The 24881-nt window shown below is 58.1% G+C and carries 24 protein-coding genes; 7 read left to right on the top strand and 17 right to left on the bottom strand.

Features of this window, described 5'->3' with window-relative positions; all coding sequences use genetic code 11:
- The first annotated feature begins 4 nt into the window (after window positions 1-4).
- Window positions 5-748: a dethiobiotin synthase gene (bioD, locus tag RI101_06110; protein ID MEC4889619.1), complete on the top strand. Its 744-nt coding sequence runs from the start codon at window positions 5-7 to the stop codon at window positions 746-748.
- On the opposite strand, the gene thiE is transcribed toward bioD, so the two are convergent.
- Window positions 708-1358, bottom strand: a complete 651-nt coding sequence (thiE, locus tag RI101_06105; protein MEC4889618.1) for a thiamine phosphate synthase — start codon at window positions 1356-1358, stop codon at window positions 708-710. The genes bioD and thiE overlap by 41 nt on opposite strands.
- A gap of 126 nt (window positions 1359-1484) precedes the next feature.
- On the opposite strand from thiE, the gene RI101_06100 reads away from it, so the two are divergent.
- From RI101_06100 to RI101_06080, 5 genes are all read left to right on the top strand, one after another.
- A complete protein-coding gene (locus RI101_06100; GenBank protein ID MEC4889617.1) occupies window positions 1485-2126 on the top strand; it encodes a hypothetical protein in 642 nt (213 codons plus the stop codon).
- A gap of 308 nt (window positions 2127-2434) precedes the next feature.
- Window positions 2435-2890 (top strand): hypothetical protein, encoded by a 456-nt coding sequence (locus tag RI101_06095; protein MEC4889616.1) that lies wholly within the window; start codon window positions 2435-2437, stop codon window positions 2888-2890.
- Window positions 2891-3250: 360 nt separating this feature from the next.
- Window positions 3251-3502, top strand: a complete 252-nt coding sequence (locus tag RI101_06090) for a DUF6364 family protein (protein ID MEC4889615.1) — start codon at window positions 3251-3253, stop codon at window positions 3500-3502.
- Window positions 3489-3917: a type II toxin-antitoxin system VapC family toxin gene (locus RI101_06085; protein ID MEC4889614.1), complete on the top strand. Its 429-nt coding sequence runs from the start codon at window positions 3489-3491 to the stop codon at window positions 3915-3917. The genes RI101_06090 and RI101_06085 overlap by 14 nt, the downstream gene beginning before the upstream one ends.
- 160 nt (window positions 3918-4077) lie before the next feature.
- Entirely contained in the window at window positions 4078-4752 is a 675-nt protein-coding gene (locus RI101_06080) for a hypothetical protein (protein ID MEC4889613.1), read from the top strand.
- A 110-nt stretch (window positions 4753-4862) separates the two neighbouring features.
- On the opposite strand, the gene accC is transcribed toward RI101_06080, so the two are convergent.
- From accC to RI101_06015, 13 genes are all read right to left on the bottom strand, one after another.
- Entirely contained in the window at window positions 4863-6203 is a 1341-nt protein-coding gene (gene accC / locus RI101_06075) for an acetyl-CoA carboxylase biotin carboxylase subunit (GenBank protein MEC4889612.1), read from the bottom strand.
- A gap of 33 nt (window positions 6204-6236) precedes the next feature.
- Window positions 6237-6806 (bottom strand): acetyl-CoA carboxylase biotin carboxyl carrier protein, encoded by a 570-nt coding sequence (gene accB / locus RI101_06070; protein ID MEC4889611.1) that lies wholly within the window; start codon window positions 6804-6806, stop codon window positions 6237-6239.
- The gene (gene efp / locus RI101_06065) at window positions 6803-7363 is read right to left on the bottom strand and encodes an elongation factor P (GenBank protein MEC4889610.1); all 561 of its coding nucleotides are present in this window, start codon (window positions 7361-7363) and stop codon (window positions 6803-6805) included. Before efp ends, accB begins: the two co-directional genes overlap by 4 nt.
- A 43-nt stretch (window positions 7364-7406) precedes the next feature.
- Window positions 7407-7907, bottom strand: a complete 501-nt coding sequence (aroQ, locus tag RI101_06060) for a type II 3-dehydroquinate dehydratase (GenBank protein ID MEC4889609.1) — start codon at window positions 7905-7907, stop codon at window positions 7407-7409.
- A 105-nt stretch (window positions 7908-8012) separates the two neighbouring features.
- Entirely contained in the window at window positions 8013-8861 is an 849-nt protein-coding gene (locus RI101_06055; GenBank protein ID MEC4889608.1) for a tetratricopeptide repeat protein, read from the bottom strand.
- Window positions 8862-8871: 10 nt separating this feature from the next.
- On the bottom strand, window positions 8872-10122 hold the full coding sequence (gene coaBC / locus RI101_06050; protein ID MEC4889607.1) for a bifunctional phosphopantothenoylcysteine decarboxylase/phosphopantothenate--cysteine ligase CoaBC: 1251 nt from the start codon (window positions 10120-10122) through the stop codon (window positions 8872-8874).
- Window positions 10123-10131: 9 nt separating this feature from the next.
- Window positions 10132-10491, bottom strand: coding sequence for a DNA-directed RNA polymerase subunit omega (locus RI101_06045; GenBank protein ID MEC4889606.1), 360 nt, complete (start codon window positions 10489-10491; stop codon window positions 10132-10134).
- Window positions 10484-11224, bottom strand: coding sequence for a guanylate kinase (gene gmk, locus RI101_06040; protein MEC4889605.1), 741 nt, complete (start codon window positions 11222-11224; stop codon window positions 10484-10486). The genes RI101_06045 and gmk overlap by 8 nt, the downstream gene beginning before the upstream one ends.
- Complete coding sequence (locus RI101_06035) at window positions 11221-12099, bottom strand: YicC/YloC family endoribonuclease (GenBank protein ID MEC4889604.1); 879 nt, start codon at window positions 12097-12099, stop codon at window positions 11221-11223. The genes gmk and RI101_06035 overlap by 4 nt, the downstream gene beginning before the upstream one ends.
- Complete coding sequence (nth, locus tag RI101_06030; protein MEC4889603.1) at window positions 12096-12758, bottom strand: endonuclease III; 663 nt, start codon at window positions 12756-12758, stop codon at window positions 12096-12098. The genes RI101_06035 and nth overlap by 4 nt, the downstream gene beginning before the upstream one ends.
- Window positions 12759-12784: 26 nt before the next feature.
- Window positions 12785-14398, bottom strand: a complete 1614-nt coding sequence (hflX, locus tag RI101_06025; protein MEC4889602.1) for a GTPase HflX — start codon at window positions 14396-14398, stop codon at window positions 12785-12787.
- An 89-nt stretch (window positions 14399-14487) separates the two neighbouring features.
- Window positions 14488-15579, bottom strand: a complete 1092-nt coding sequence (gene tsaD / locus RI101_06020) for a tRNA (adenosine(37)-N6)-threonylcarbamoyltransferase complex transferase subunit TsaD (protein MEC4889601.1) — start codon at window positions 15577-15579, stop codon at window positions 14488-14490.
- Window positions 15580-15698: 119 nt separating this feature from the next.
- Window positions 15699-18125 (bottom strand): ATP-dependent Clp protease ATP-binding subunit, encoded by a 2427-nt coding sequence (locus RI101_06015; GenBank protein ID MEC4889600.1) that lies wholly within the window; start codon window positions 18123-18125, stop codon window positions 15699-15701.
- 267 nt (window positions 18126-18392) lie between these two features.
- Here RI101_06015 and RI101_06010 point away from each other — a divergent pair, with 267 nt between their 5' ends.
- Complete coding sequence (locus tag RI101_06010; protein ID MEC4889599.1) at window positions 18393-19253, top strand: NAD(+)/NADH kinase; 861 nt, start codon at window positions 18393-18395, stop codon at window positions 19251-19253.
- Between the two features lie 21 nt (window positions 19254-19274).
- Here the strand turns inward: RI101_06010 and RI101_06005 are convergent, their stop codons facing one another.
- From RI101_06005 to RI101_05995, 3 genes are all read right to left on the bottom strand, one after another.
- Window positions 19275-20633, bottom strand: a complete 1359-nt coding sequence (locus RI101_06005; protein ID MEC4889598.1) for an FAD-dependent oxidoreductase — start codon at window positions 20631-20633, stop codon at window positions 19275-19277.
- A 223-nt stretch (window positions 20634-20856) separates the two neighbouring features.
- Window positions 20857-24123 (bottom strand): methyl-accepting chemotaxis protein, encoded by a 3267-nt coding sequence (locus RI101_06000; protein MEC4889597.1) that lies wholly within the window; start codon window positions 24121-24123, stop codon window positions 20857-20859.
- A 92-nt stretch (window positions 24124-24215) separates the two neighbouring features.
- A complete protein-coding gene (locus tag RI101_05995) occupies window positions 24216-24728 on the bottom strand; it encodes a chemotaxis protein CheW (protein MEC4889596.1) in 513 nt (170 codons plus the stop codon).
- Window positions 24729-24881: the final 153 nt, after the last annotated feature.

Genomic DNA, 24881 nt, shown 5'->3' with positions numbered 1-24881 from the left:
GCGTATGGCTGATAGCATGACGCATGGGATTTTTATCACTGGGACCGATACAGCGGTCGGCAAGACGCTCGTGACTGCGGCTCTTGCCTGGAGTCTGAAGCAACAAGGGCTGGATGTCGGCGTCATGAAGCCGGTCGAGACCGGCGTGAAGAAGAGCCGCCCTTCTGATGCCACTCGCCTTCAGCAGGCGGCGCACGTCTCGGATTCGCTCGACCTGATCAGGCCCTATGCCTTCCGCCTCCCGGTTGCGCCGTTAGATGCAGCGAGGGCTGAACGACGATCCATTCAGATCGCGAGGATCATGAAGGCCTACCGTGCGCTGCACACACAACATAACCTGCTACTGGTTGAAGGCGCTGGCGGGGTGCACGTACCGATCACTCCATCGATGGATGTGCTGGATCTGATCGGGAAGTTGAAGGCCTCAGTGCTGGTCATAGGGCGAGTCGGGCTTGGCGGAGTGAACCATGCGATGCTCACACTCAACACGCTGCGTGAGAGGAAGATCCCCGTTCTTGCACTGGTGCTCAATCAGACAGTGCCAGCAAAGACCGCTGTGGCACGACGACAGGAACGTTCGACGGTGGAGTTACTACGAGAGTCTTCCGGGATGCCGGTGATTGGGCCGCTTTCCTACATGGCTGACGTTGATGCGCAGTTTGAACGGGCCGTAGAAAAACTGGCGGCGCATACCGAAATGAACAAGCTTACGAAGCTGGTGCTGGCATCTGTGCGAGGAAGTCGCTGACCGCTTGTTTGATGTCTTGGGCTTTCAGAATGGCCGAGATGACCGCGACGCCGTTCGCACCCGCCTTCATCACCTCTCCCACATTCCCGACCGTAATTCCGCCGATGGCAAAGATCGGCAGCGACGTGAGGTCACGAATCGCCCGCAGCCCGTCAATGCCTACCACCGGATCGTGATCCTGTTTCGAGCCTGGCTTAAAGATCGGACCAAAGCCGAGATAGTCCGGCTTGCCCGCACTGGCAGCCCGCACTTGATCTGGATTGTGCGTTGAGATGCCAACCAGCTTGTCCGGTCCCATCACCTTCCGAGCCAGATCCAGCGGCAGATCTCCTTGCCCAAGATGCACCCCGTCCGCATCCACCGCTAGAGCCAGATCACAGCGATCGTTCACGATGAACAGCACGCCCAACTCTCCCGCGAGTTTTCTGAGTGGCAGGGCCTCTTCATAGGCCTCCTTCATCGAGGCCGTCTTGTTGCGGTACTGAACGATTCTCACGCCAGCCTGCGCAGCTTGCCGCAGCGCATCACTCAACGATTTCGTCGGTGAAATCGACGGATCGAGGATGAGGTAGAGACCTCGAAGCGTATGAATAGAATGTGTGGTCCGCATGGGGCCGCATTGTACAGGAGGCCACAGCCAAGCGGCTACCACTCAGGTGGCGAGATGGCGTCTTAGACGCGTTTCGTTGACCATCTTCCGATCCGGCGGTACAGTTTGGCTACCGAAGGAGAAACTATGCTGAAGCGCACGTTGACCTTGTTGGTTCTCGCTCTGGCCCAATGGGGCTGTGACATTAACTATGGGGAGAACCTGTCCCCCTTCAACACTTGGAATCTGGAGGAAGTTCGCTCCAGGTTGGAGCGAGAGAAGCGAGAGTTTCTGAAGATCGAAGAGATCCAAGTCGGAAACGGAGCCATTGCCTCCTGGGGACGTCGGCTGAAGGCCGAGATCGAGGTTCGGTATGCCGACGATGGAACCACCATTTTCAAGGGTCCCCTCGTCACCTATGTTGGGTTCGAGGGCTTGCTCGCCTCTTACCTGCCCGACCGCTTCATGTTGAGTGACAGCCAACACGGAATCCAATTGGGACTGAATGGGATGGCTGTCGGCGGCAAACGCCGTGTCGTGGTCGATCAAACCTTGGTTTGCGATGGCCCAGATGCTTGGTGCCACTTGCTCAGACCTGAGCGACATTTTGTCAATGAAATCAAGGTTCGCAAATCGAATCTGATTGTCGAGGCTACCTTGACTGAATCCTGCGCTCCCATCCGGTTTCGCTGGCGTGCCGGTAGTAGTTTCACGCTGATTGACATCAGTGCCGGTTGTCGCACCAAGAGTGAACCCAAAGTTGGTGGATCCGACTGGCACATTTACTAAGCTCGTCCATGCAGCCTGAGCAGAGAGTAAGAGATGGGGGTCGTTGTTTGACCTCGCACATCCCCGCCGATCGCTGGTCTAGCTAGATCTATGAATGAAATGGGGTCAGCCTGATTATTGACTTGTGCTTGACCTCGCCCCCGCTGTCGGTGCCTTCCCCAGTGACGACGTGAATCGATCGAGCCACACCTCCCACCCAGGCCGCAGCCGAGCAGCTACCACTTAGGCTGCGAGGTGGCGCCGCAGACGCAACTTTCGTTGACCACATCCCGATCCGGCGGTACAGTTTGGTTACCGAAGGAGAGACTATGCTGAAGAAAGCTTTGATTCTGTTGATTCTCGTTCTCGCCAACTCCGGGTGCAGCCAAAGTGGCCAAAATATCGGCCCCTACGATATCTCTTCCCTGCCCGAGGAAGGCCGGTTGCTGCGTGAGGCCGAAAAACGTGACTACTTGCGGCTCGAAGATATCCAAGTTGGAACCGGTCCCGTCGCTGCTCGAGGTCGTCGCCTGACTGCCAACATTGAGGTCCGATATACCGATGGGACCGTTGTCTATAGTGGCACGATTATTAGCTTCCCAGGATTCAGCAGGCTTGCTGGCAACATCCGTGACAGCAGGGTCCTCAGTACGACGCAGAACGGAATCGACCTCGGCTTGAATGGCATGGCTGTCGGAGGACGCCGACGCATGACCATCGATCGGAAACTCGTCTGCACTGACATCGCCGAGGATGCCCCCCCGTGCTTTCTGTTACCTGACTGACGCCTCGAAGAATCGCATCGAACTCCATAAGCAAACTTTGATTGTCGAAGCGACCCTGACCGAATCCTGCAATCCTGTGATCACTTGGCAAGCTCTCTACATGTTCGGCGATTACATGATTAAGTTGCAGGCCTGCCGAGAAGAACCCTTCCCCCAAATTACTCCCGGCAATCCCATCTGGCATTACTACTGACGAGAAGCCGCTAAGCGATTGCCAATTTACTGAAAACGGGCAACGCTGGGGGCGTTGATTGCCATGGTATTTCTCACCGAGCAATGATTGGATTAGATCGCATGAATACAGCGGTTCAGGTTGAGTCCACGTTGACATATTGATGCTTCATGGGTATGCTCTGATGCATGCGAACGACAATTCGGCTCGACGATCAGTTGCTCAAGTCGGCGAAACGATTCGCCCATGACACCGGCAAGTCATTGACGGCGGTCATTGAAGATGCCCTCCGCCAAGTCCTGTCTCGCCGAGCTGTCCAGCAAAGCAGAAAGCCGGTGAAGCTCACCACAGTGTCTGGGCATGGAGTCCGACCCGGCGTGGATGTGGACGATTCGGCTGCCCTCCTCGCCTTTATGGAACGGCCCCATGGTTCTTCTTGACGTCAATGTGCTCGTCTATGCCCACCGCCAGGATACACCGCACCATGATCCGTATCGCCGTTGGCTTGAAGCGCTGATTAACTCCGAGCAGGCCTACGGTGTGTCCGACCTCGTGTTGAGCGGTTTTCTTCGCGTCGTGACCCATCCACAGGTCTTTAATCCCCCTAGCACGATGGCGAAAGCGCTGGCCTTTGCCCGAGAACTTCGCGATCAGCCCAACTGCACCATCATCAATCCCGGTCCGCGACACTGGGAAATCTTCACTCGTCTCTGCGCCACCACCGACGTCAAGGGTAATCTCGTGCCCGATGCCTTCTTCGCGGCCTTGGCAATCGAACACGGCAGTGAATGGGTCACCGCCGACCGCGACTACCACCGGTTTCCCGGCCTTCGAGTCCGCCACCCGCTGGAGTAGCCCTCGCCAACAAACGCATCGGGCGACTACTTTCAGCTTGCGACACATTCCCAAGCGAGACGTCAGTCACGATACAGCTCTGTTGCATTGCGCGCTCTGAGCATCTTTCGTTGACCATACTCAGATCCAGCGGTACAGTTTGGCTACCGAAGGAGAGACAATGCCGAAGCGAATCTTGGTACTATTGATTCTCGTTCTGGCCCAATTTGGTTGCTCCGTCAGCGAAGAGACGGGGCCTTATACACCCATCGCCCTCACCCAAAAACAAAGGGAGAGCCTGGAACGACTGAAGAGAGAGCATCTCCAGATCGAGGACCTCATGATTGGTAATGGCCCCCTCGCTGCTTTGGGCCGCAAAGTCACTGCGGATATTGAAGTCCGCTATGCCTCCGGGGATGGTAAGCCGATCTATCGCGGCCCCGCCATCGACTATTTCGAAATGGAAGGATCCGTGCTTATTCACAATAACGTGGACGAGAGCGGCATCCTGTCCCTGGAACAGCAAGGAATCAGCTTGGGATTGAATGGTATGGCTGTCGGCGGCAAGAGGCGCATCACCATCGCTCCCAGCCTGGCTTGCTTCGACGGTACTGTGAAAGAGTCTACTTCCCAGGGAGCCACCCCCAGCATTGTCTGTAGACTTGTCATGCTGTATTTGAAGGATGGCGGGATTATTCAAGTCCGCAAAGAGACGTTGATTGTTGAAGCCACCCTCACTGATTCCTGCATTCCCGTTTTCATGAAGATTCCCTTCATTTACAAGGGACAACTTCGCTGTCGGAATGCCGACGGCCCTCTACGTGATCCCAGCGCTCCAATTTGGCGTATCTATTAAGAGGGAGAGTTGGGATCGTTGCTTGACCTCGCATCTCTCTACCGGTAGCTGGTTCGCCTAGACGAGAATATCTTGATTTAAGCCAAGAGACAGAGCTTCAGAGGAGAGCCCTAGCTCGCCAGAAACCGTTCCAGGAACGTGGTGGAGACGTGGCCTTTTTGGAAGTCGGGGTCGTCGAGGATGCGGCGGTGGAGCGGGATGGTCGTCTTGATGCCTTCGATGACGAATTCATCGAGGGCTCGGCGCATGCGGGCCATGCATTCCTGCCGGTCTCGGCCGTGGGTGATGAGCTTGGCGATCATGGAGTCATAATGCGGCGCCACGACGGCGCCGGTTTGCATCACGGAATCGACCCGCACGCCGAACCCGCCCGGCGGGCAGTATCTCGTGATCGTCCCCGGCGAGGGGGTGAACTTCTCCGGATCCTCGGCGTTGATGCGGCATTCCATGCTGTGGCCGTTCATAACGACATCTTGCTGCCGGATGGTCAAGGGCAGGCCTGCGGCCAGGCGAATCTGCTCCTTGATCAAATCGATGCCCGTCACCATTTCGGTGATGGGATGTTCGACCTGAATGCGGGTGTTCACTTCCATGAAAAAGAAATTGCGGTCTTTGTCGAGGAGAAATTCGACGGTGCCCACGTTCCGGTAATGGGCCGCCTTGACAGCTTCGACTGCGACACGCCCAATTTCTTTTCGCAGCTTTTCGTCCACGGCGGGCGACGGCGTTTCTTCCAGCAGCTTCTGATGCCGCCGCTGGATGGAACAATCCCGCTCACCGAGATGGATCACGTGGCCGCGATGGTCGGCCATGACCTGCACTTCGATATGGCGCGGTTCGAGGAAATACCGTTCGAGGTAGACGCTTTCGTTGCCGAACGTGGATTTGGCTTCGGCCTGGGCGGCCTGAAACGCGCGGGCCAGGTCTTCGGCCTTGTTGACGACGCGCATGCCGCGCCCGCCTCCGCCAGCCGTAGCCTTGATGATGACGGGAAAGCCGATCTTCTGCGCGGCTTGCAGGGCCTCTTCTTCGCTCTTCAATTGGCCGGGGCTGCCGGGTGTGACCGGAAGGCCGCGCTTCATTACGATTTCACGCGCTTTGGCTTTGTCGCCCAGCATGGCGATATTCTCGGACGAGGGCCCGATAAATTTGATGCCGATGGATTCGCACACTTCGGCGAAGTGGGCATTCTCGGACAGGAATCCGTACCCGGGATGGATCGCATCGGCGCCGGTGATTTCAGCGGCACTCAGGACATTGGGAATATTGCGATAGCTGAGGGCGGCCTCCGCCGGGCCCACGCAGACCTTTTCGTCGGCGGCACGCACGTGCAAACTCGCGGCATCCGCCTCCGAGTGGATGGCGACGGTCTTGATGCCCAGTTCCTTGCAGGCGCGGATCACCCGCAGGGCGATCTCTCCACGATTGGCGATGAGAACTTTCTTGAACACGCAGTAGCTCCGATGTGGATTGGCTGAGGCGGACTACGGGGTGGCTTTCGGATCGATCAGAAAGAGCGCCTGGCCGTATTCGACCGACTTGGTGCTTTCTCCCAGGATCTTGACGATGCGCCCGTCCGTTTCGGACTCGATCTCGTTCATGAGCTTCATCGCTTCGACGATGCAGAGCACCTGCCCCTTCTTCACGTAGTCCCCCTCTTCGACATAGGGATCGGCGTCGGGAGACGGAGATCGGTAGAAGGTGCCGACGATCGGCGAGGTGATCGTCATCATCCCGGCGGTCTCTTCCGCCGACGGCCCTGCAGAGGAGCCAGACTGGGGAGCTGGTTGCGATGAGGCCGGCGCCGATTCCTGCACCGACGTCGTGACGGTTTTGACACCGACTTCGTGCCGGACCCGGATGCGGACGCCTTGCCGCTCGAGTTCCAGTTCGGTCAGGTTATTCCGGCGCAGGAGATCGATGAGATCCTGGATCTGCTTGGTCTGATTCCCCGTGAGCAAGGCATCGGACGGCGCCTGCCCGCCGGGAAAGGTCTGTGGCAGCACGATCGGACGGCCCTGTTTTTTTGCACGTGTTGGCCGCCGCGTGCTCACCGGACACGCTCCACATAGGATCGGGTGCGGGTATCGATTTTAATCACGGTGCCTACCTCCAGGTAGAGGGGAACTTTGATGGTGGCCCCTGTTTCGACCACGACGGGCTTGGTTCCGCCGGACGCGGTATCGCCGCGCACGCCCGGTTCGCCGTCGACGACTTTGAGTTCGATGAAATTCGGCAATTCCACATCGATCGGCCGGTGTTCATACACCAGGATCTTCACGATCATGTTTTCTTTGATCAGATCGGCATTCTCGCCCAGCTGATTCTTGGGAAAGGTCAGCTGGTCGTAGGCCTCGGTATCCATAAAGGTATAGTCGTCGCCCGTGGCATAGAGGAACTGCATTTCCCGTTCTTCAAGATCCGGCTCTTCAAACCGTTCACCGGAGCGAAACGTGCGTTCCACCAGGTTCCTGGACAGATAGCTCTTCAATTTCGTCCGCACGAACGCGCCGCCTTTGCCCGGCTTCACATGCTGAAAATCAACGATGTAATACGGTTCGCCTTCCACCATCAGACGAACCCCACTGCGAAAATCAACAGTCGAAATCACTCCAGACCCCCTTCATCCCGGCACGGTGAATCAAATTCATCGGTTATGAGGCACGCCGCCGAGGGCGGCGCGCCTGCTTCAATCTTGCTGTTCCCGCTTTGGTCCCCTGTGCGGCGATATGCTCGGACAGGCCGCGCAACGCCAAGGTATACCCTGTAGGACCGAATCCTGCAATCTGTGCCAGCGCCACACCGGCAACATAAGACCGGTGCCGAAACTCTTCCCGCTGATGGATATTGGAGAGATGCACTTCCACCGTCGGCAGGTTCACTGCAGCAATCGCATCCCGAATCGCGATGCTGGTATGTGTGTAGGCGGCTGGATTGATAATGATCCCCTGATAACCGGTGCGCGCGTCCTGGATCCAGGTGACCAGTTCCCCTTCGATATTGGACTGGCGAATATCCACGGCCACGCCCAGCTCATCGGCTAATTCCGAAATAGCGGCGTCGATGGCGTCGAGCGTCGTCGAGCCATAAATCGATTGTTCTCTGGTCCCTAGCAAGTTGAGATTAGGACCATGCAAGACAAGGACACGAACCATGTCAGGTACGAACCGCCTCCGACGTGAACAAGAAGGTTGCAAGCTTGTAGTCAGCGAGCAGCGGGGGCATTCTAGCAGCCCTGCAAAGGAGGGTCAAACCTTTGATCAATCGTAGGAAGTTGGCGCGACGGTTTCGGCGGACGGCCGGTCGCGACGGCGGGTCTGAATGAAGCGCAGCCATTGCTCCAGTTTCTCGACCGCCGCCTGATGACGAGCCGGAGGTACCGTTGCGGCTGGCGTGAGTTCAGGCTCAGATACCGAACGGGCGTCATCGGGTTGCAGGGCCGGGCTGCTGTCTGCCTGTTCGGCGTTCCCTATAACAACGGACTCGCACTCAATGGAACCTGACGTGACCACGGAGGGCTCTTCCACCTTGGCATCCGGTTCGGCAGGCTCAATGAGTGGCGCGGATTCCGGGGCCTCAACCGTGGCAACGGAAACTGCCGCATCATGAGGCGGCGGGGTCTTCCGAGAAGCATCCATGGCAGGAGGTGTGACCGGCTTGATCGATTTTGCTGCTGGAGCCGGCGGCGGCGGAATCCCTAACGAGGCACGAATTGACAGCGATTCCTGATCGGACGGATTGGCGGCAAGGATGACCGTACAGGAACGGAGCGCGGCTTCTGTGGCCCCTTCGGCGGCGTAAATTTTCGCGAGTGTTCGATGGGCCCGAAGATTTTCCGGGCTGATCTTGATGGCTTCTTCCAGAATGGCCTTGGCTTTGGTGGGCTGCCCCATCTGATCGTAGGCCCGGCCAAGAGCCACCATCGCCGTAATGAAGCCGGGATACTGCTTGAGTCCGTCTTCAAGGACACCTGCGGCTTCCGCCCACATGCCGGCTTTGCCGTACTCTTCTGCGAGAGGAATAAAAGCTTTTGAGCCTGGATCTTTTGCCAGGGCCAGGGCATGGCGATCGATTTCGGCGGCATTACCGGCCTGTGATCCTGAAGCCATCGTCGTCCCCTTAGGATATGACTGTCGGCGCGTGGGTCCCCTGCATACTCTTGGGAAAGTCTACTATAACGGAGAGAATATCGTGAGCCATTTGTGATTTTGCTCTGAGGCTCAATGGCCATTGCTGGCCGGTGCGGGAGAGGATGACGGCGGCATTCCGGTCGCTGCCAAAACCAGACCCTTCCTGGGTCACGTCGTTGGCTACGATCAAATCCAGCCCTTTGGCGGCCAATTTGGTCTGGGCATGGGCCAGGAGATGCTGGGTTTCCGCCGCAAAACCCACCAGGATTTGCGAGGTTCGTTTGGCCGACAGCATGGCTAGAATATCAGGGGCTTGTTCCAGTTCGAGCGTCGGCACGGCCTGCCCGCTCTTTTTCAACTTGTGCGATGCTACTTCCTTGGGGCGGAAATCGGCGACGGCGGCGGCCATGATCACGACGGTAGACCATTCGAAATGTGCCGTCATCGCGGCAGCCATGTCTTGGGCAGTGGTGACCGGAATCATCCGAACTCCTGCGGGCGGAGTCAATGCGGTGGGTCCTGTGACGAGCGTCACCTCGGCGCCACGGTTTCTCGCCGCCTCCGCCAGCGCATACCCCATTTTCCCCGATGAACGATTAGAGATATACCGCACCGGATCGATGGGTTCCTGCGTCGGGCCGGCGGAGATCAGCACCCGCTGTCCCCTGAAGTCGAGTTGCGGCAGCAGGGTCCGCTCAACGGCCTCAAGGATGCGGGATTCGGCGGCCAGCCGGCCTTGGGCCACCTGCCCTGATGCCAACGGCCCTTCTTCCGGATCCAGTACGAGCACCCCTCGGGATCGAAGCGTGCGGACATGGTCCTGCACGGTGGGATGCGTCCACATATCGCCATCCATCGCCGGCGCGACAATCAACGGACTGCGCGTGGTGAGCAGCATGGTCGAGAGCACATCGTCGGCCAGGCCCACTGCCGCCTTCGCGAGAAAGTTGGCGGTCGCCGGAGCCACGACGATGACGTCGGCCTGCTCCGGAATCGACAAATGCTTCATTTCCTGATGGGCTTCAAAGAGATCGGTGGTGACCGATTGGCCCGAAAGGACTTCAAACGTCATCGGCGTCACGAACTTGGCCGCCGCCTTGGTCATGACGACCGACACCGATGCCCCGGCCTTCGTGAGCGCGCGGAGCAGGCTCACGGCCTTATAGGCGGCGATGCTCCCCGTGACGCCGAGCGCCACCCGCTTGCCGGTCAATGGGCGTGTGTGCGTATCGGCGTCCAACGAGTACTCCTACTCCTCGGCTTCCTTCACGGCCGGCGCCACCGTGTCATCGACATAGACGCTCAGCTCTTTCTTGATTTCGCGGGCGTCTTCGCCGGTCATCATGGCCAGCCGTTCGCTTTCCCCTTCTTTGCCGCGCTTCGCTTCCTTCATGGCATCGCGCGCGTCTTTCCCGATCAGATATTTCACTTGGTCGCGCAAGACCTCATCCAAGGCTGAGGTGGTTTCCTTGGCGAACCGCAAGGGCCCCGCCGGTTTGGCCCCCTGGATCAGGTGCTTGGCGCGCTGAGCGGCGATGATGACCAGCCGGTGGCGGGAATCGAACTGGCCGGCCTTGTACTGCGGCAGCAAATTAAGCATGTCAATCATGGTGAACAGTACTCCCTTTGGTGGTGGAAGGCGCGTCGCGCTCTCCCGATTTAGACTCTCGCTCCAGAATAAAATTTTGCTCCAGCCAATTCATATCGAGCCGCTTGGTTTTCAAGCGCTCGGCCAGGAAAATGCTTTGCAGCTCACGCAAGGACTGCGCGAGATCGTCGTTTCGGACGATATAGTAATACTCCCGATAGCTCCAGACTTCTTCTTTGACCTTTTGGAGCCGGCGCATGATTTCTTCCGGCGTGTCCGACGCCCGGCTCTGCAGCCTGGTGCGCAGCGTCTCCATGGACGGGGGCAGGATAAAAATATACACGGCATCTTGAAACTTCTTCTTGATCTGGAGGGCGCCCTGCACATCGATCTCCAGGAGCACGTCGATGCCCCGCTCCATTTTGTCCATCAACGACTTTCGAGGGGTGCCATACCAGTTGCCGTAGACATGGGCGTATTCCATGAACTCGTTTTTCTCGACCATGTCCTGAAACACTTTTTCTTCGATGAAAAAGTACTCCCGCCCGTTCTCTTCTCCGGGACGCGGCTGGCGGGTGGTGTAGGAGACGGAATGCCAAATCCCTGGAACGGTTGCCGCGATTTGCTTGCAGAGCGTGGTCTTGCCCGTTCCTGATGGAGCGGAAATGATAAACAGAATACCCCGGCGTTCCGGGGTATGGTACCCCTGCTCGGAAGTTGCGGTCACGCCATTGCTGCTCATTGCGGTTGTCATTCCACGTTCTGGATCTGTTCTCTGATCCGTTCGAGTTCGGCCTTCATCTGGACGACCGAAGCAGTGATGGTGAGGTCGTTGGCTTTGGAGCCAATGGTGTTGATCTCCCGCCCCATTTCCTGAATGAGAAAATCCAATGTTTTCCCAACGGACTCCGTACTCTGAAGCGTCTGCTCGAACTGTATCATATGTGCATCCAGTCTGACCAATTCTTCTGTAATGTCACTGCGATCGGCAAAGACCGCTAATTCCTGATGCAGTTTGGCCTGATCCGGCGCTTCGCCCGACAAAAGCCTCTCAACCCGCCCTTTCATCCGGTCAAAGGCCTCTTGTGCGACATGCGGGGCTTTGGCCGCCACCTGGGATTTCAAGCCGCGCAAAATGTCGAGGCGGGCCTGAATATCATTGGCCAGGAGGGCGCCCTCCTTCTTGCGCATTTTAGCCAGGTCTTGGATGGCCTGGGTGGTGAGCTTGGTGACCAGCTTGGCGAGCTGCGGATCGTCGGCAGGCTGATCGGACATCGTGATGACATCCCGAAGGCCGGCCAGCAACCCGACATCGATAGACCCTTTGAGCTTCAGCGTGCGTTGGAGCGTGCGGAGTGCCTGATGGTACTCTTTCGCCAGGACCGCATCCACCTGGAGGGACCGTGTTCCTCCCCGCCCGCCTTGCACGAGCACCGTGAGATCGACCCGCCCTCGCCGGCAATGGCCTTGAATGGCTTTTTTGAACACATCCTCAAGCTGGTTCATCGATTTCGGCAGGCGAATTCCCGTTTCCAGAAACCGGTGGTTCACCGACCGGATTTCAACCGTGACGTGACTGTCTTCCCAAGTACCTTGCCGTCGTCCAAATCCTGTCATGCTGGTAATCATCGTGGAGCTTTTCCTTTCCAATGGCACTCGGCATACAAGCAGCATTCAGCGCATTGCGGTTTCCGGGCCAGACAGACATAGCGTCCATGCAAGAGCAGGCGCTGGGAGACATCGGTCCACTGTGCTTGAGGGAACTGTCTTTGCAGATCCTCTTCAATCGTTTCGGGATCGTCCGACGCCGTGAGGCCTAACCGATTGGCGACCCGTTTCACATGCGTATCGACCACGATAGCGGGCTTTCCGAACGCCGTTCCCAGGATCACATTGGCCGTCTTGCGCCCCACTCCGGGAATCGTCGTCAGCTCCTCCATGCGTTGCGGCACGGTGCCGCCGAATTGTTCCGCCACCGCCCGTCCACAGCCAATCAGATGCTTCGCCTTATTTTTGTAAAATCCGGTGGATTTGATTAGCGTTTCAAGCTCAGCCTGCGGCGCGGCGGCGAATTCGCGGGGTTCCCGGAATCGCTTGAACAAGGCCGGAGTCACTTGATTCACCCGCTGATCCGTACATTGCGCCGACAGAATAGTTGCCACCAACAGTTCCCAGGGAGAACGATGCGTCAATTCCATCCGAGCCACGGGAATCTGTCGCATCAGTATACGGGCGATTCCGGCAGGTCGATCAGGCAAAGATTTGGTGCGGGCTGGTCTGGCATCCATGGATAATGCAGTCAATTGTGCAGCGGTTAGACGGGAGATGCAAGCACCGGATCGGGGGCCTTCACGTGTGGAGAGGCAGTCCCGTGCCCGCTGGTGATCGCATAGACACGGGTCGCAAGATGGTCGATCAACGGTTTCACGGTGTCCGGATTCAGCGCAGAAATTCCGATGGCCTGGTAGCGCAAGCACAGCACCTCGGCTTGCTGCGCCGGCAGCCGGTCGCATTTATTGAAAATGAGCACTTGGGGAATCTGGTCAAGCCCCAGCTCCAGAAGAATGTCCAGGACCGCCTTTATTTGCGCGTCGATATCGGGCGCGCTCGCATCGACCACATGCAGCAACAGATCGGCTTCCCGCAGCTCCTCCAGCGTGGTGCGGAAGGCCCCGACGAGTTCTTGCGGCAGGTCCCGGATGAACCCCACGGTATCGGTCACAATCACTTCCCGATCTTCCGGAAAGCGCAGACGCCGGCTCGTCGTATCCAGCGTTTCAAAGACCCGGTTTAACGTCGAAACGTGACTCTTGGTCAGCACATTGAGGAGCGTCGATTTTCCCGCGTTGGTATACCCGACCAGCGAAAGCACTGGCAGCCCATGGCGCTCACGGCGAGCCCGGCGCTGCCCCTGATGGCGGGCAAAGTCTTTAATCTCCCCTTCCAAATGTGTAATCCGATCGTGAATGCGCCGGCGATCCGTTTCGAGCTTTGTTTCACCGGGGCCTCTGCTGCCAATCCCGCCTCCCAGCCGGGAGAGCTGCGTGCCATGCCCGGAGAGCCGTGGCAACAGGTACCGGAGTTGGGCCAGTTCGACTTGCACTTTCCCTTCCCGGCTGTGCGCCCGTCTGGCAAAGATATCCAAAATCAACTGAGTCCGGTCGATAACTTTAATATCGGTCATCTCTGAAATCGCTCGTGCCTGGGCCGGTGTAAGCGTTTGGTCAAAGATGAGCATATCCGCGCCCTTATGCAGGGTTTGTATCAGCACTTCTTTCAGTTTTCCGCTCCCTAACAGATAGCGCTGATGACCAGCTGGAATCCGCTGAACCATCTTATCCACGACCGCCACTTCCGCGGAGTCTGCCAGTTCGGCCAGCTCGGCCAGACGGTCCTCCTGTTCGGCGCGGCCACGTGACGAGGCACTCACCAACATCGCCGACTCCTGCTTCCCCCCGACAGCATGGTGCTTCAACGCCTGCTGGATGTCCGCCTCCAGCTCTTCGATAAACCGATCAAAGACGATCGGACATTGCGGCAAGGGCGTCGGCTTTAAAATCTTACAGAGTTCGCCGCTGCCATCCGGCGGAAGGAGGTGCGCGAGATAGACAGTGCCGGGAGTGCCATCAGGACTGACAGATAAGACCCCCATGAGGTCGAGGCGCAGATAAGCGAGGTCCGTCAGATCTTCCTGGCTCAATGGCCGGTCATGCAGTTGGGTCCGAATGAGCCTGAGTCCACGAAGCGAGCGCGGACCGGTCCTGAATTTCGCCTGCGTGGTCGGAGACAGCACCATCTCCGTTCCCACAATAATTTCCTGTACGACTCCACGCCTCGTTAACAGCAGCGAGAGCGGGCGACGGATTTCGAGCGCAAGCTGTGCGGCCGCTTTGGCCAAATCCAGAGACAGCACTTCATCGGCGGGCACACGGCGGCGATAGAGCCGTTCAAGAGCCGCTACATGGCTGGCGCGAAGTCCCGTCGTCTGTCCATGAATGTCTGAAATACAGGGCCTCGTTATGATCCGGCCTGAACCAGGGCAATGTTCGCCTGAGTCCCAAGCCTGAGTGTGGGAATGATATCGATCTCACGATTGATGGGGCGCCCGCTAAGCAGCAATTGCCGTCCGGCTGAGGCGATCATCGCCGCATTATCCGTGCAATAGGTCATCGGCGGCAAGGCGAGCCTGACGCCATCCAGCGCCGCCCGTTCCGCGAGAAGCGTCCGCAGACGCGAATTGGCCGACACGCCGCCGACCACGGCAAGCGCCTTTGTGCCGGACAATTGAACCGCGATAAAGGCGCGATCGACGAGGACTCGCACAATGGCTTCCTGATAGCCGGCGGCCAAATCAGCCGCCTGAGCCGTGCGCGCCGAGGCCTCCATGTCCCGCAGCTTGTACAACAACGCGGTTTTCAGGCCGCTAAAACTGAACTCCAAACTACTTTTCCGCAAACGCGACAACGGAAATCGAATAGCGCGTGAATTGCCCTGCTTGGCCAAACGGTCGATAGCGGGACCGCCCGGATAATCCAGCCCCAGCATCTGCGCACCCTTGTCGAAGGCTTCACCCGCCGCGTCGTCGCGCGTACACCCAAGAAGCCCATTGCTGCCATCTGCCTCTCGACGATACAAATGCGTGTGTCCGCCTGACACTACCAGCACGACGCAGGGATGGGGGAATTCCGGATCGGCCAGCCAGGCCGATGCGATGTGGCCATCGAGATGATTCACTCCGATGAGAGGGAGCTTCAAGGCATAGGCAAACGATTTGGCGTAGTTGACTCCCACCAACAAGGCTCCGGCCAAACCAGGCCCCTGAGTCACGGCAATCGCCCCAAGATCGCGCCTTGTCAGCCCGGCCTGGATCAGCGCCGACTTGACCACGCGATCGATTGTCCCCAGATGGGCGCGGGCCGCCAGTTCAGGGACCACCCCGCCATACTTCCGGTGAACCGCATCTTGTGACGCAATGATATTGGAGAGCACCTGTCCTCGCTCATCAAGGACGGCGGCAGATGTCTCATCACATGAGGATTCGATGCCGAGAATGGGGTGAGGATGCCAGGATTCGTAGCGGATGGTCTCTCCCGTAAGTCTAGTAGTCATACGGGTTATTCATAACACTTTCACATACCGGGATGAAAGCAGACACCCCCTGCGGCTTGTGGCCGCAGGGGGTGTCAAGGCACGTACTGTGGAGTGAGCCTGCATTCACAGACTGCGGTTTAGACGCCGGCCATCGCCTCCTGCTCGATAAAGGCCGGTGCACCATCACGGAGCACCACCTTGATCTTGCGGCTGTCCTTAAAACGGCCTTTGATGAGCTCGTCGGAGAGCGGATCCCCGATCGCCCGCTGAATCGTGCGCCGCATCGGACGGGCACCATACAACGGCTCATAGCCCTCTTTAATAAGCCACTGTTTCACTTCGTCGTCGACCTCGATCTCGACACCCTTTTCGACGAGGCGGCCGTTCAGCTCGCGGAGCAGGATATCGAGAATGCTGTTGAGATGCTCCTTGTCCAGCTGATGGAAGATGACGATCTCGTCGATCCGGTTGAGGAACTCGGGGCTGAAGGAGCGGCGCAATTCGCCGAACACTTCTTCCTTCTTCTTGCGAGCCTGTTCCCCGTCCGTGCTCTGGAAGCCGAGCGAAACACCCTTCTGGATCATCTTCGTGCCGATGTTCGAGGTCATGATGACCACGGTATTCTTGAAATCGACCTTTCGGCCCAAGCTGTCAGTCAACACCCCGTCATCCAACACTTGGAGCAAGACGTTGAACACATCCGGATGGGCCTTCTCGATTTCGTCGAACAGCACCACCGAATAGGGCCGCCTGCGGACCTTTTCAGTCAGCTGGCCGCCTTCTTCATATCCCACGTATCCGGGAGGGGCTCCGAACAGCCGTGAGCTGGTGAACTTCTCCTGATACTCGGACATATCGACCCGGATCAAGGCGTCTTCGCTGTTAAAGAGGAATTCCGCCAAAGTTCGCGCCAGTTCCGTTTTCCCGACGCCAGTCGGACCGAGGAAGATAAAGGAGCCGATCGGCTTCTTGGCTTCCTTGAGCCCGGCACGCGAGCGGCGGATGGCACGGGAAATCGCCGAAATGGCCTCGTTCTGGCCAATGACGCGCTTGTGAAGAAATTCTTCCATCCGCAGCAGTTTGTTGGACTCTTCTTCTTCCAACTTAAAGAGCGGAATGCCCGTCATCTTCGAGACGACGTAGGCGACATCTTCTTTCGTAATCGTCGGTTTATTCTTTTCCTGGCTCTTCTTCCATTCGCGCTTCGACTCTTCGAGCAGCTTCCGCAACCGTTCCTCTTCTTCCCGGTGGCGCACAGCTTCCTCGAAGTTCTGCATCGAGATCGCCAATTCCTTGTCACGGGACACTTTCTTCAATTCCTGCTCCATCGCCTTCAACTCTGAGGGCAACGCGTAGGTCTGAAGCTTGGCGCGCGAACCGGTTTCATCGATCAAATCGATCGCCTTATCCGGCAGGAACCGGTCGGTAATATATCGGTCGGACAGCTTCACGGCCTCGACGATTGCGTCTTCGGTGATTTCCACACCGTGATGTTCTTCGTAACGGTCCCGCAAGCCCTGGATGATGCTCACCGCTTCGTCCAAGCTTGGCGGCTGCACATGAATCGGCTGGAACCGCCGCTTGAGCGCGCCGTCCTTTTCAATGTGCTTGCGGTATTCATCCAGCGTCGTGGCGCCGATGCACTGAATTTCACCACGAGACAACGCGGGCTTCAGCATATTGGAGGCGTCGATCGAACCTTCGGCGGCGCCGGCGCCCACAAGGGTGTGCAGCTCATCGATGAAAATGATGATATTCCCGGCCTGAACGATTTCCTTCATCACGACCTTGAGCCGCTCTTCAAACTGGCCGCGATATTTCGTCCCGGCCACGAGGGAACCGAGATCCAACGCGATGACCCGGCGGGACAGCAGATTGTCCGGCACTTCAGACTGGACGATGCGTTGCGCCAAGCCTTCGACGATGGCGGTCTTGCCGACGCCGGATTCGCCGATCAGCACCGGATTGTTCTTCGTCCTCCGGCTGAGGATCTGAAGGACCCGTTCGATTTCATCGGCCCGGCCGATGACCGGATCCAGCTGCCCCTCTTGGGCCATTTGGGTCAGGTCGCGCCCGAACTCATCGAGTGCCGGCGTGTTGCTCTTTCGGTCGCGTTCACGCGGCGCGGATTTCCTGAGGAAGGTGACGGTCAACTGTCTTGCCGTCAGGAGATTGGCTCCCAAGCTGCGCAGAATCTTCCCGCCGATGCCCTCTTCCTCACGAAGCAGGCCGAGGAGAAGATGTTCGCTGCCGATATGATTGTGTCCAAGAAGCCGGGCTTCCTCCACCCCATATTCAATGACTTTTTTCACGCGGGGGCTGAAGGGGATTTCTCCAAAGGTCATGGTCGTCCCGCCGCCGGGCAGATTCCGCTCGATTTCCAGCCGGATCTGTTCCGTCGAGAGCCCCATCTTTTTCAGGATCATAAGAGCGATCCCGTCGGACTCACGGAGTATCGCTAAAACAAGATGCTCCGTTCCGAGGTAATCGTTCTGGTGTCGCTCGGCTTCCTCGCGTGCGAGGATGATGATCTTCCGACCCTTGTCCGTGAATCGTTCGAACATCCTGCCTCCTTGTGGTATACGCTCGTAAAGGGTGTGTGTCGCGCAAACCTATGGAAAATCTTGATCTGATTGTAACTAGCGGTCTTTCGAGTGTCAAGGTTACGCACGATTCGAACGCCGCCGTGAAACGCCGCTGGCCATGCAGGATTTCTCTTATTCGACAGCCCGCCGACTGGGCTCTCTCGCGTTGACAGAAAAAGAATCCTCCCTATACAATCCCGCACCTTTCACGCAGCCCCATATTCACGGCCTCGTTGGATGCCTCCTATGAAAAGTAAAAGCATCGGCATTCTGGTCAAGCCCAAATTTCCGGAGATCAAGGCCACTCTGCAGAACGTCGTGGCCTGGCTGCGGGCAAGAAGCATTAATGTCCTCTTGGATACGACCTGCGCCACTCTGCTTGGCGAATCGGGCGGCATCCAGAAAACCCAGTTGGCGGGAAAAGCCGACGTGCTGCTCGTGCTCGGCGGCGATGGCACCATGCTCAATGCCGCGCGGCTCGCCGGCGAACGCAGCATCCCCATCCTCGGCGTCAACATGGGAGGGCTGGGCTTTCTCACGGAAGTGCGGCTGGAGAATCTCTATCCGTCGCTGGAGCGGGTGTTTGCCAACGACTTTGTGCTGGACGAACGGCTCATGCTCAAGACGCATATCCACCGCCACGGCGAAACCGTCGCACAAGGGGGCGTGCTGAACGATGTGGTGATCAGCAAAGGCACGCTGGCCCGCATGATCGAATTGAAGATTGCGATTCAAGGAGAGTTCGTCACCAACCTGCGCGGCGACGGGTTGATCGTGAGCACGCCTACCGGATCGACGGCTTACTCCTTATCGGCCGGCGGTCCCATCATCGATCCGGCCGTGCAGGCACTGATCCTGACCCCCATCTGTCCGCACACGCTGACGCATCGGCCGCTGATTGTGCCGGCGCAGGCGGAACTCGAAGTCACGCTCACGAGCAAGGATGATGGCGCGATGGCGACGATGGATGGGCAAGTGGGCGTCTCGATCTCGCAAGGAGATACGATCGAGATCAAGATGTCGGACCATCGGACGAGACTGATCCGTTTTCCGGAAACACGCTACTACGAAGTCTTGCGCGAAAAGCTGAAATGGGGAGACGGTTGAAGACCGGCCGGTTTCTCCAACCTATTTCGTGCCGCGCTCGATCACACTCAGCATCTCCTGATTCGCCGCAAACTTGAACTCGCCGATGCAATCGGCCGCTCCCGTGTGGGCTTTTTCGGCTGCATCAAGCGTTTTCAAACCAGCGAGATCGACCGGGCGGCTCTTCCGTTCCTTGAGAAGCCCCTGTAATTTGTCCAACACCGACTTCGCCGAAAGCGGCTGCCCGGATGTTTTGGTGCCCAGATACCGAGTGACCACTTCCGCGCACCACTCCCCGTCCCGCTTGGCGATGCCGACCAATCCGTCGCTCGCCTTCCTGGCCCAGCCAGTCAGGAACACGCCATCCACAACCTTCCCCGCCGCCTCATCGTAGGCCTGAAACAGCGCGTCGTCAGGATCGTTGTTGGTCTTATTGGGATTGGTCACATAGACACCGCCCTTATAAGGCAATCCAACGGTGTCATCGACTCGATCGCCCACGGCAAAGACCACCGCATCGCAGGGAAACTCATAATATTGCTTCAGCCCGACCGCCGCCGTATCGCTGCCCTTGGGCTCCAGCTTATTGTCTTCCATCTCCAGCCCGCGCACACGATTATTGCCGTCCACCAAAATGCGCTTGGGTGAAGCCAGGAACTTAAAGCCCATCTTTGTGTCGCTGCCCGTCGGTTCGCATTTCGTAAATTCGTCGGTCAAGCCTTTCAGGATCTCGTCTGCGTTCTGACCGACTGCGGCCAAGCGATCCTTGATCCGCGCGACTTCTTTCGTAATCCCTTCCACATCCATATTCGAGCAGACCGCCCGAATTTCTTTCGGGTTGTACTTCCGCTCCGCCGGGCCGCGCCGGACAATGGCCGTGACGCGCTCCACCTTCTTATAGCGAATCAGCCAATGGGCGATGTCCACCATCACGTCGCCGGCGCCTATCACCGCGACATGCTTCCCCATCTCGAAGGGGCGATCGCCAAACCCTGGCAAGCGATTGAAGTGATAGACGACATCCTTCGCGTGAAACACCCCCTGCGCGGAATCGCCTTCCACGCCGATCGCTTTCGTGCCCTGCGCGCCGATGGCGAATACCACCGCACTGGCGCCGAGCGCACGAACGTCTTCGACCGTCAGATCTTTCCCGTTGCCGATCGACACGTTGCCGAAGTAGTGGACGTTCGGCTGTTCGAGCATCTCCCAATATTGTTTCTTCAATCCGCCGCGCAGCTTGAGCTTCGCGGGGAAAATGCCGTACTCGGCCAGCCCACCGAACTTGATGTCACGATTGAGAATGATGATGTCATGGCCGGCTTTTGCCAGCATATTGGCAGCAGCCATCCCGGCAGGTCCGGCTCCGGCCACAATGATCACGTGCTTGCTCTGTGCGCTCATGCGTTGTTCCCTGGGAAAAGTGATTAGAAAAGACTAGAACCCCAACAGTTTCGCGGACATTAGCATAGAGGAATTTCGGCTGTCAAAGCCGGAGTCTCGATGCAGGCGAGTGTTGGCAAGGATTGCAGGAGGGAAGCGAGACCGAATGTGAGCAGTGATGGGTGATAAGGTTGAGAGAAGCCTCTTACCTTACCATCCATCACTCGTCACTCATCAGATTGTTCTAGAACTCCTCATACTCATCCTTCTTGGTACTGTGCCCATTGCCTGACGCGACCCCAGCGGGCGTCGGGGTCTCCCGTGGTACCGGCTTCTGAGCCACGGGCTTGGCCACCGTCTTCACCCGTGCCCCTGGCCCCTGGCCACTCGGCCCTGGCCCGTTGTTCACCTTAAAGGTGGCCACCTGGCGCATCAGCTCCTGGGCCTGCACTTTCATGGACTGGCTGGCGCTCGTCGTCTCTTCCACCAGCGCCGCGTTCTGCTGCGTCGCTTCGTCCATCTGCATGATCGCCTTGTTCACCTGGTCGATCCCGCTCGCCTGCTCCTGCGAGGCCGCCGTGATCTCCGCGATGATGTCGGTCACCCGTTTCACCGAGCTCACGATCTCTTCCAGCGTCTTGCCGGACTGGTCCACCAGTTCGCTCCCGTCATTCACCCGCTGGATGGACTCGTTGATGAGCCCCTTAATCTCCTTCGCCGCCGTCGCCGACCGCTGGGCCAGATTGCGCACTTCCGCCGCCACCACGGCAAAGCCGCGGCCGTGCTCCCCGGCCCGCGCCGCTTCGACCGCGGCATTCAAGGCCAAGAGATTCGTCTGGAAGGCGATTTCATCGATCACCGTGATGATGTCGGCGATCTTCTTGCTGCTCTGGTTGATCGCCCCCATGGCCTCAATGGCTTTCGTGGTCACCGCCCCGCCCTTGTCGGCGGTCTCCCGCGCGGCGCTCGCCAATTGATTGGCCTGCTTCGCGTTGTCCGCATTCTGCTTCACGGTGCTCGTCATTTCTTCCATGGACGCGCTAGTCTCTTCCAGCGAACTGGCCTGTTCGCTCGTCCGCTGCGAGAGGTCTTCGCTCCCTTTGCTGATCTGCTCCGCTCCCGCCGTCACGGCTTCCACCGCCTCGCGCACGGAGGTGATGGTCCTGGTCAGGTTCCCAATGGCGCCGTTCAAGCTGCTCTTCATCTGTTCAAACTCGCCCTGGTAATTCCCGCTCATTTCCTGAGTCAGGTCGTTGGCCGCCAGGGACGTGAGGGCCTTTTGAGCCTCAGCCAAGGGCACGGACACGGCATCCATCAGCTTATTTACATTGGTGGCAATGACCTTGTATCCGCCTTCGAGCTGATCGAGTACGATGCGATCGGACAGGCGGCCTTCGGAAGCGTGTGCGATCAGTTGATCGATTTCACGCTGCGCGTGGCGCTCCGAGGTCACATCGCGCCATTCAACAACATAGGCGAGCTTGTTTCCCGCCTGGTCGAACACCGCGCGGGTTTGATGCTCAAACACGAATGGTCCCGGCTTGATCTCCCCGCGCCGGACATCCCCCGGCTTCAGGCCAGCAAGAATATTCTTAATCGCCTGCGGGTCCTTGTGATAGCGATGGATCGATCCACCCACGACCTTATCGACCTCCAAAGCCGGCAAATACTTCCGCAGTTCCGGTTCCAACCGCTTCAGATAGTTGTAGGCCGCCTTGTTGACGAAGGTTACTTTCTCATCTGCATCCGCGATCATGAAGTTGGTGCCTGCATGCTCCAGCGCCGATTGCATTTGCAGAATGACTTTGTCTGCCACCCGCTTCTCCGTCACGTTCAGCCATTCGAGTGAATTACCCACATATTCGCCCTTGCGATTGGTGATCGCCTTGACGTTCAGGTCCAGCGTCAGCGGCCCCAGCTGGATGTCGGCGCGATGCGGCAAGTTCCTCGGATTCTCCAAGATCCGCCGGATGCGCGCGGCATCCTTGTGAAACTCGTCGATGCAGGTCCCCACCAGCTTGGTGCTGTCGAACGCGGGCAGGACCTTACGGATCTCCGCTTCGATCTCACGGAACGTCTTCAGGGCTCCTTCATTCACATAGGTGATGACCAGATTCCGATCGCACATCAGGAGATTGGCCTGCGCGTTGTTCAGTGTGGCGACCATCTCTTCCTGTTTCGCCGAGGCCGCTTCCAGAGACTCGCCCATCCGGTTGAACGCCGACGCCAGCGCGCCCACTTCATCCCGCGTCGCCACGCTCGACCGCGCCGTTAAATCACCACCCCCCAAGGCCTGGGCCGCCGCCAGCACATTGGCCAGGCGCGTTCCCAAAAACCTGGCGATCACATATCCGAAGAGCAATCCCATTAGAATGGCAGCCGCCGTGCTGACCAGCAGCGTCCCCCGCGCGCTGGCGCCGGTGGCTTTGCCCTCCTCATTCATGTCTTTGGCAACTTCGGTGACGGTGTCCAGCAACTCATCCATGGCTTTCATGGCGGCATTCAGCTTCGGTCCGGCATTGGTGACGGCGTTGGTTTTAGCCCGCTCCCGCCATAGAGCCACATCCTCTTTGCCCGCCCCGTCCCATCCGTTTTTCGCCATGCTCATCGTCAGTTCTGCGGCCACAAAATACTCATCTAACGCCTTCCGGAAGGTGTCAAGATCACGCCGCTCATCACGGCCGGATTTCGACACGCGCAGCACGGTGGAGGCATAGGCCTCCAGCGGCTTGAGTATATTTTCTTTCAGCGGCCCCTGCAGTGAATAGAAACGCTGGAACTCATCGTGGCTGCTCGTGCCGATGCCAAGAATGACGTTATTACGATACCGCATGACATTATTGGCGGTGCGGGCCAGATCCGTCCCGGCCACAGTATAATCCTCATAGACGATGCGTAGATTTTCCTGAAGCTGTGCAATGCCGGCGTTGATGGCGACCCCCGCCAGCGCCGTGACCGCACCGACCAGCACGAACCCCACCATCAGCTTCCACATGGTTTTCAGATTGCCGAACCAGTTCAAGATGAAGCCTCCCTTGTGATCCGATTGTGCGGGCAGAGACGTTGGCGGCGGAGAAATGGGTGACGGCCTGGCCTGACTGCGCTGGGAGGCTGCTCCTTGCAGCATAATTGTAGTAATGGCCCCGTAGGCGTCAGTCCAGGCCTGTTTGACTGCCGGCGTCCAAGCCGGGCCGGCGAACTCCGCCAGCACCGCCAATAAGTTCTCTCCAACCGCCTCGTAATGCGCCGGCTGCGCGCCATACTCCACATGGCGAGCCCCCAGCGTCTGCAGCGCATGCGATAGTTTATCCGGATGCCGGAGATTCTGGATGACCAGCACCAGCGAAGCCAGCAGCTTCTTCTTCTGCTCCGCCAACGAGGTGTCTTTGAAGAGTGGCTTGACGGCGGGATATTTCTGAAACAACCGTTCGTAAAACCGGCTCACCAGCGCTTCGCCCTTTGGCGCCACCAGCTTGAAACTCTCCTCCAACAGTTCGACATTCAATCCCATGATGTCTCCATCCCCTGTATGCGCACCTCAGTCCAATCCGGCCTGTTCCTCATCACACACCCGTCACAGATCGCACGTCACTCGTTTCACAGTCAGTCCGCGGCGGAAATCGCGTCCTTGACCTCCTGCTCGATGAGCAGCCGGTCGATGTCCAGCAGTGAGATCAGCTTGTCGCCGGACTTGCCGATGCCGTTGAGGAAGGTCACATTCACCTTGGCCCCGAACTCAGGCGCCGCCTGAATATCTTTCCTGTCAATGTTGAGTACATCAGAAACCGCATCCACGACCAGACCCATCACTTTGTCTCTCACCACCACCACGACAATGACAGTAAACATGGTGTAATCGATCGTCGGCAAGCCAAACTTCGTCCGCAATTCCACGATCGGCACGATGGTACCCCGGAGGTTCAGCACCCCCTTGATGTGCGGCGGAGTGTTGGGAATTTTCGTCACGGCCGTGTAGCCTTTGATCTCCTGTACGCGGAGAATGTCTACCCCATACAGCTCCTCACCCAGGCTGAACGTCAAAAACTGGCTGCCATCAGTGGTGAGTCCGATTTGCTGATTGCTCCCTGTGATTGTGTTCTCCAGTACTGCGGCCATTGGCGGCGCCTCCCTTCATAAGTCCACGTCCACATTGAAATCTTAGGACAGAAATCTCACACAAAAATGTGGCACACCTATTTATCGGCGGATTGAAAATACAGCTTGATAAGGGCGTTTAGCCCTACCAGCGGATGTATTCCCTGTCGGAAC

Source organism: Nitrospira sp. (genome assembly GCA_035968315.1).
Classification (GTDB): Bacteria; Nitrospirota; Nitrospiria; order Nitrospirales; family Nitrospiraceae; genus Nitrospira_D.
The sequence above is the reverse complement of the archived record's forward strand: the minus strand, read 5'-3'. Positions and strand labels throughout refer to the sequence as shown.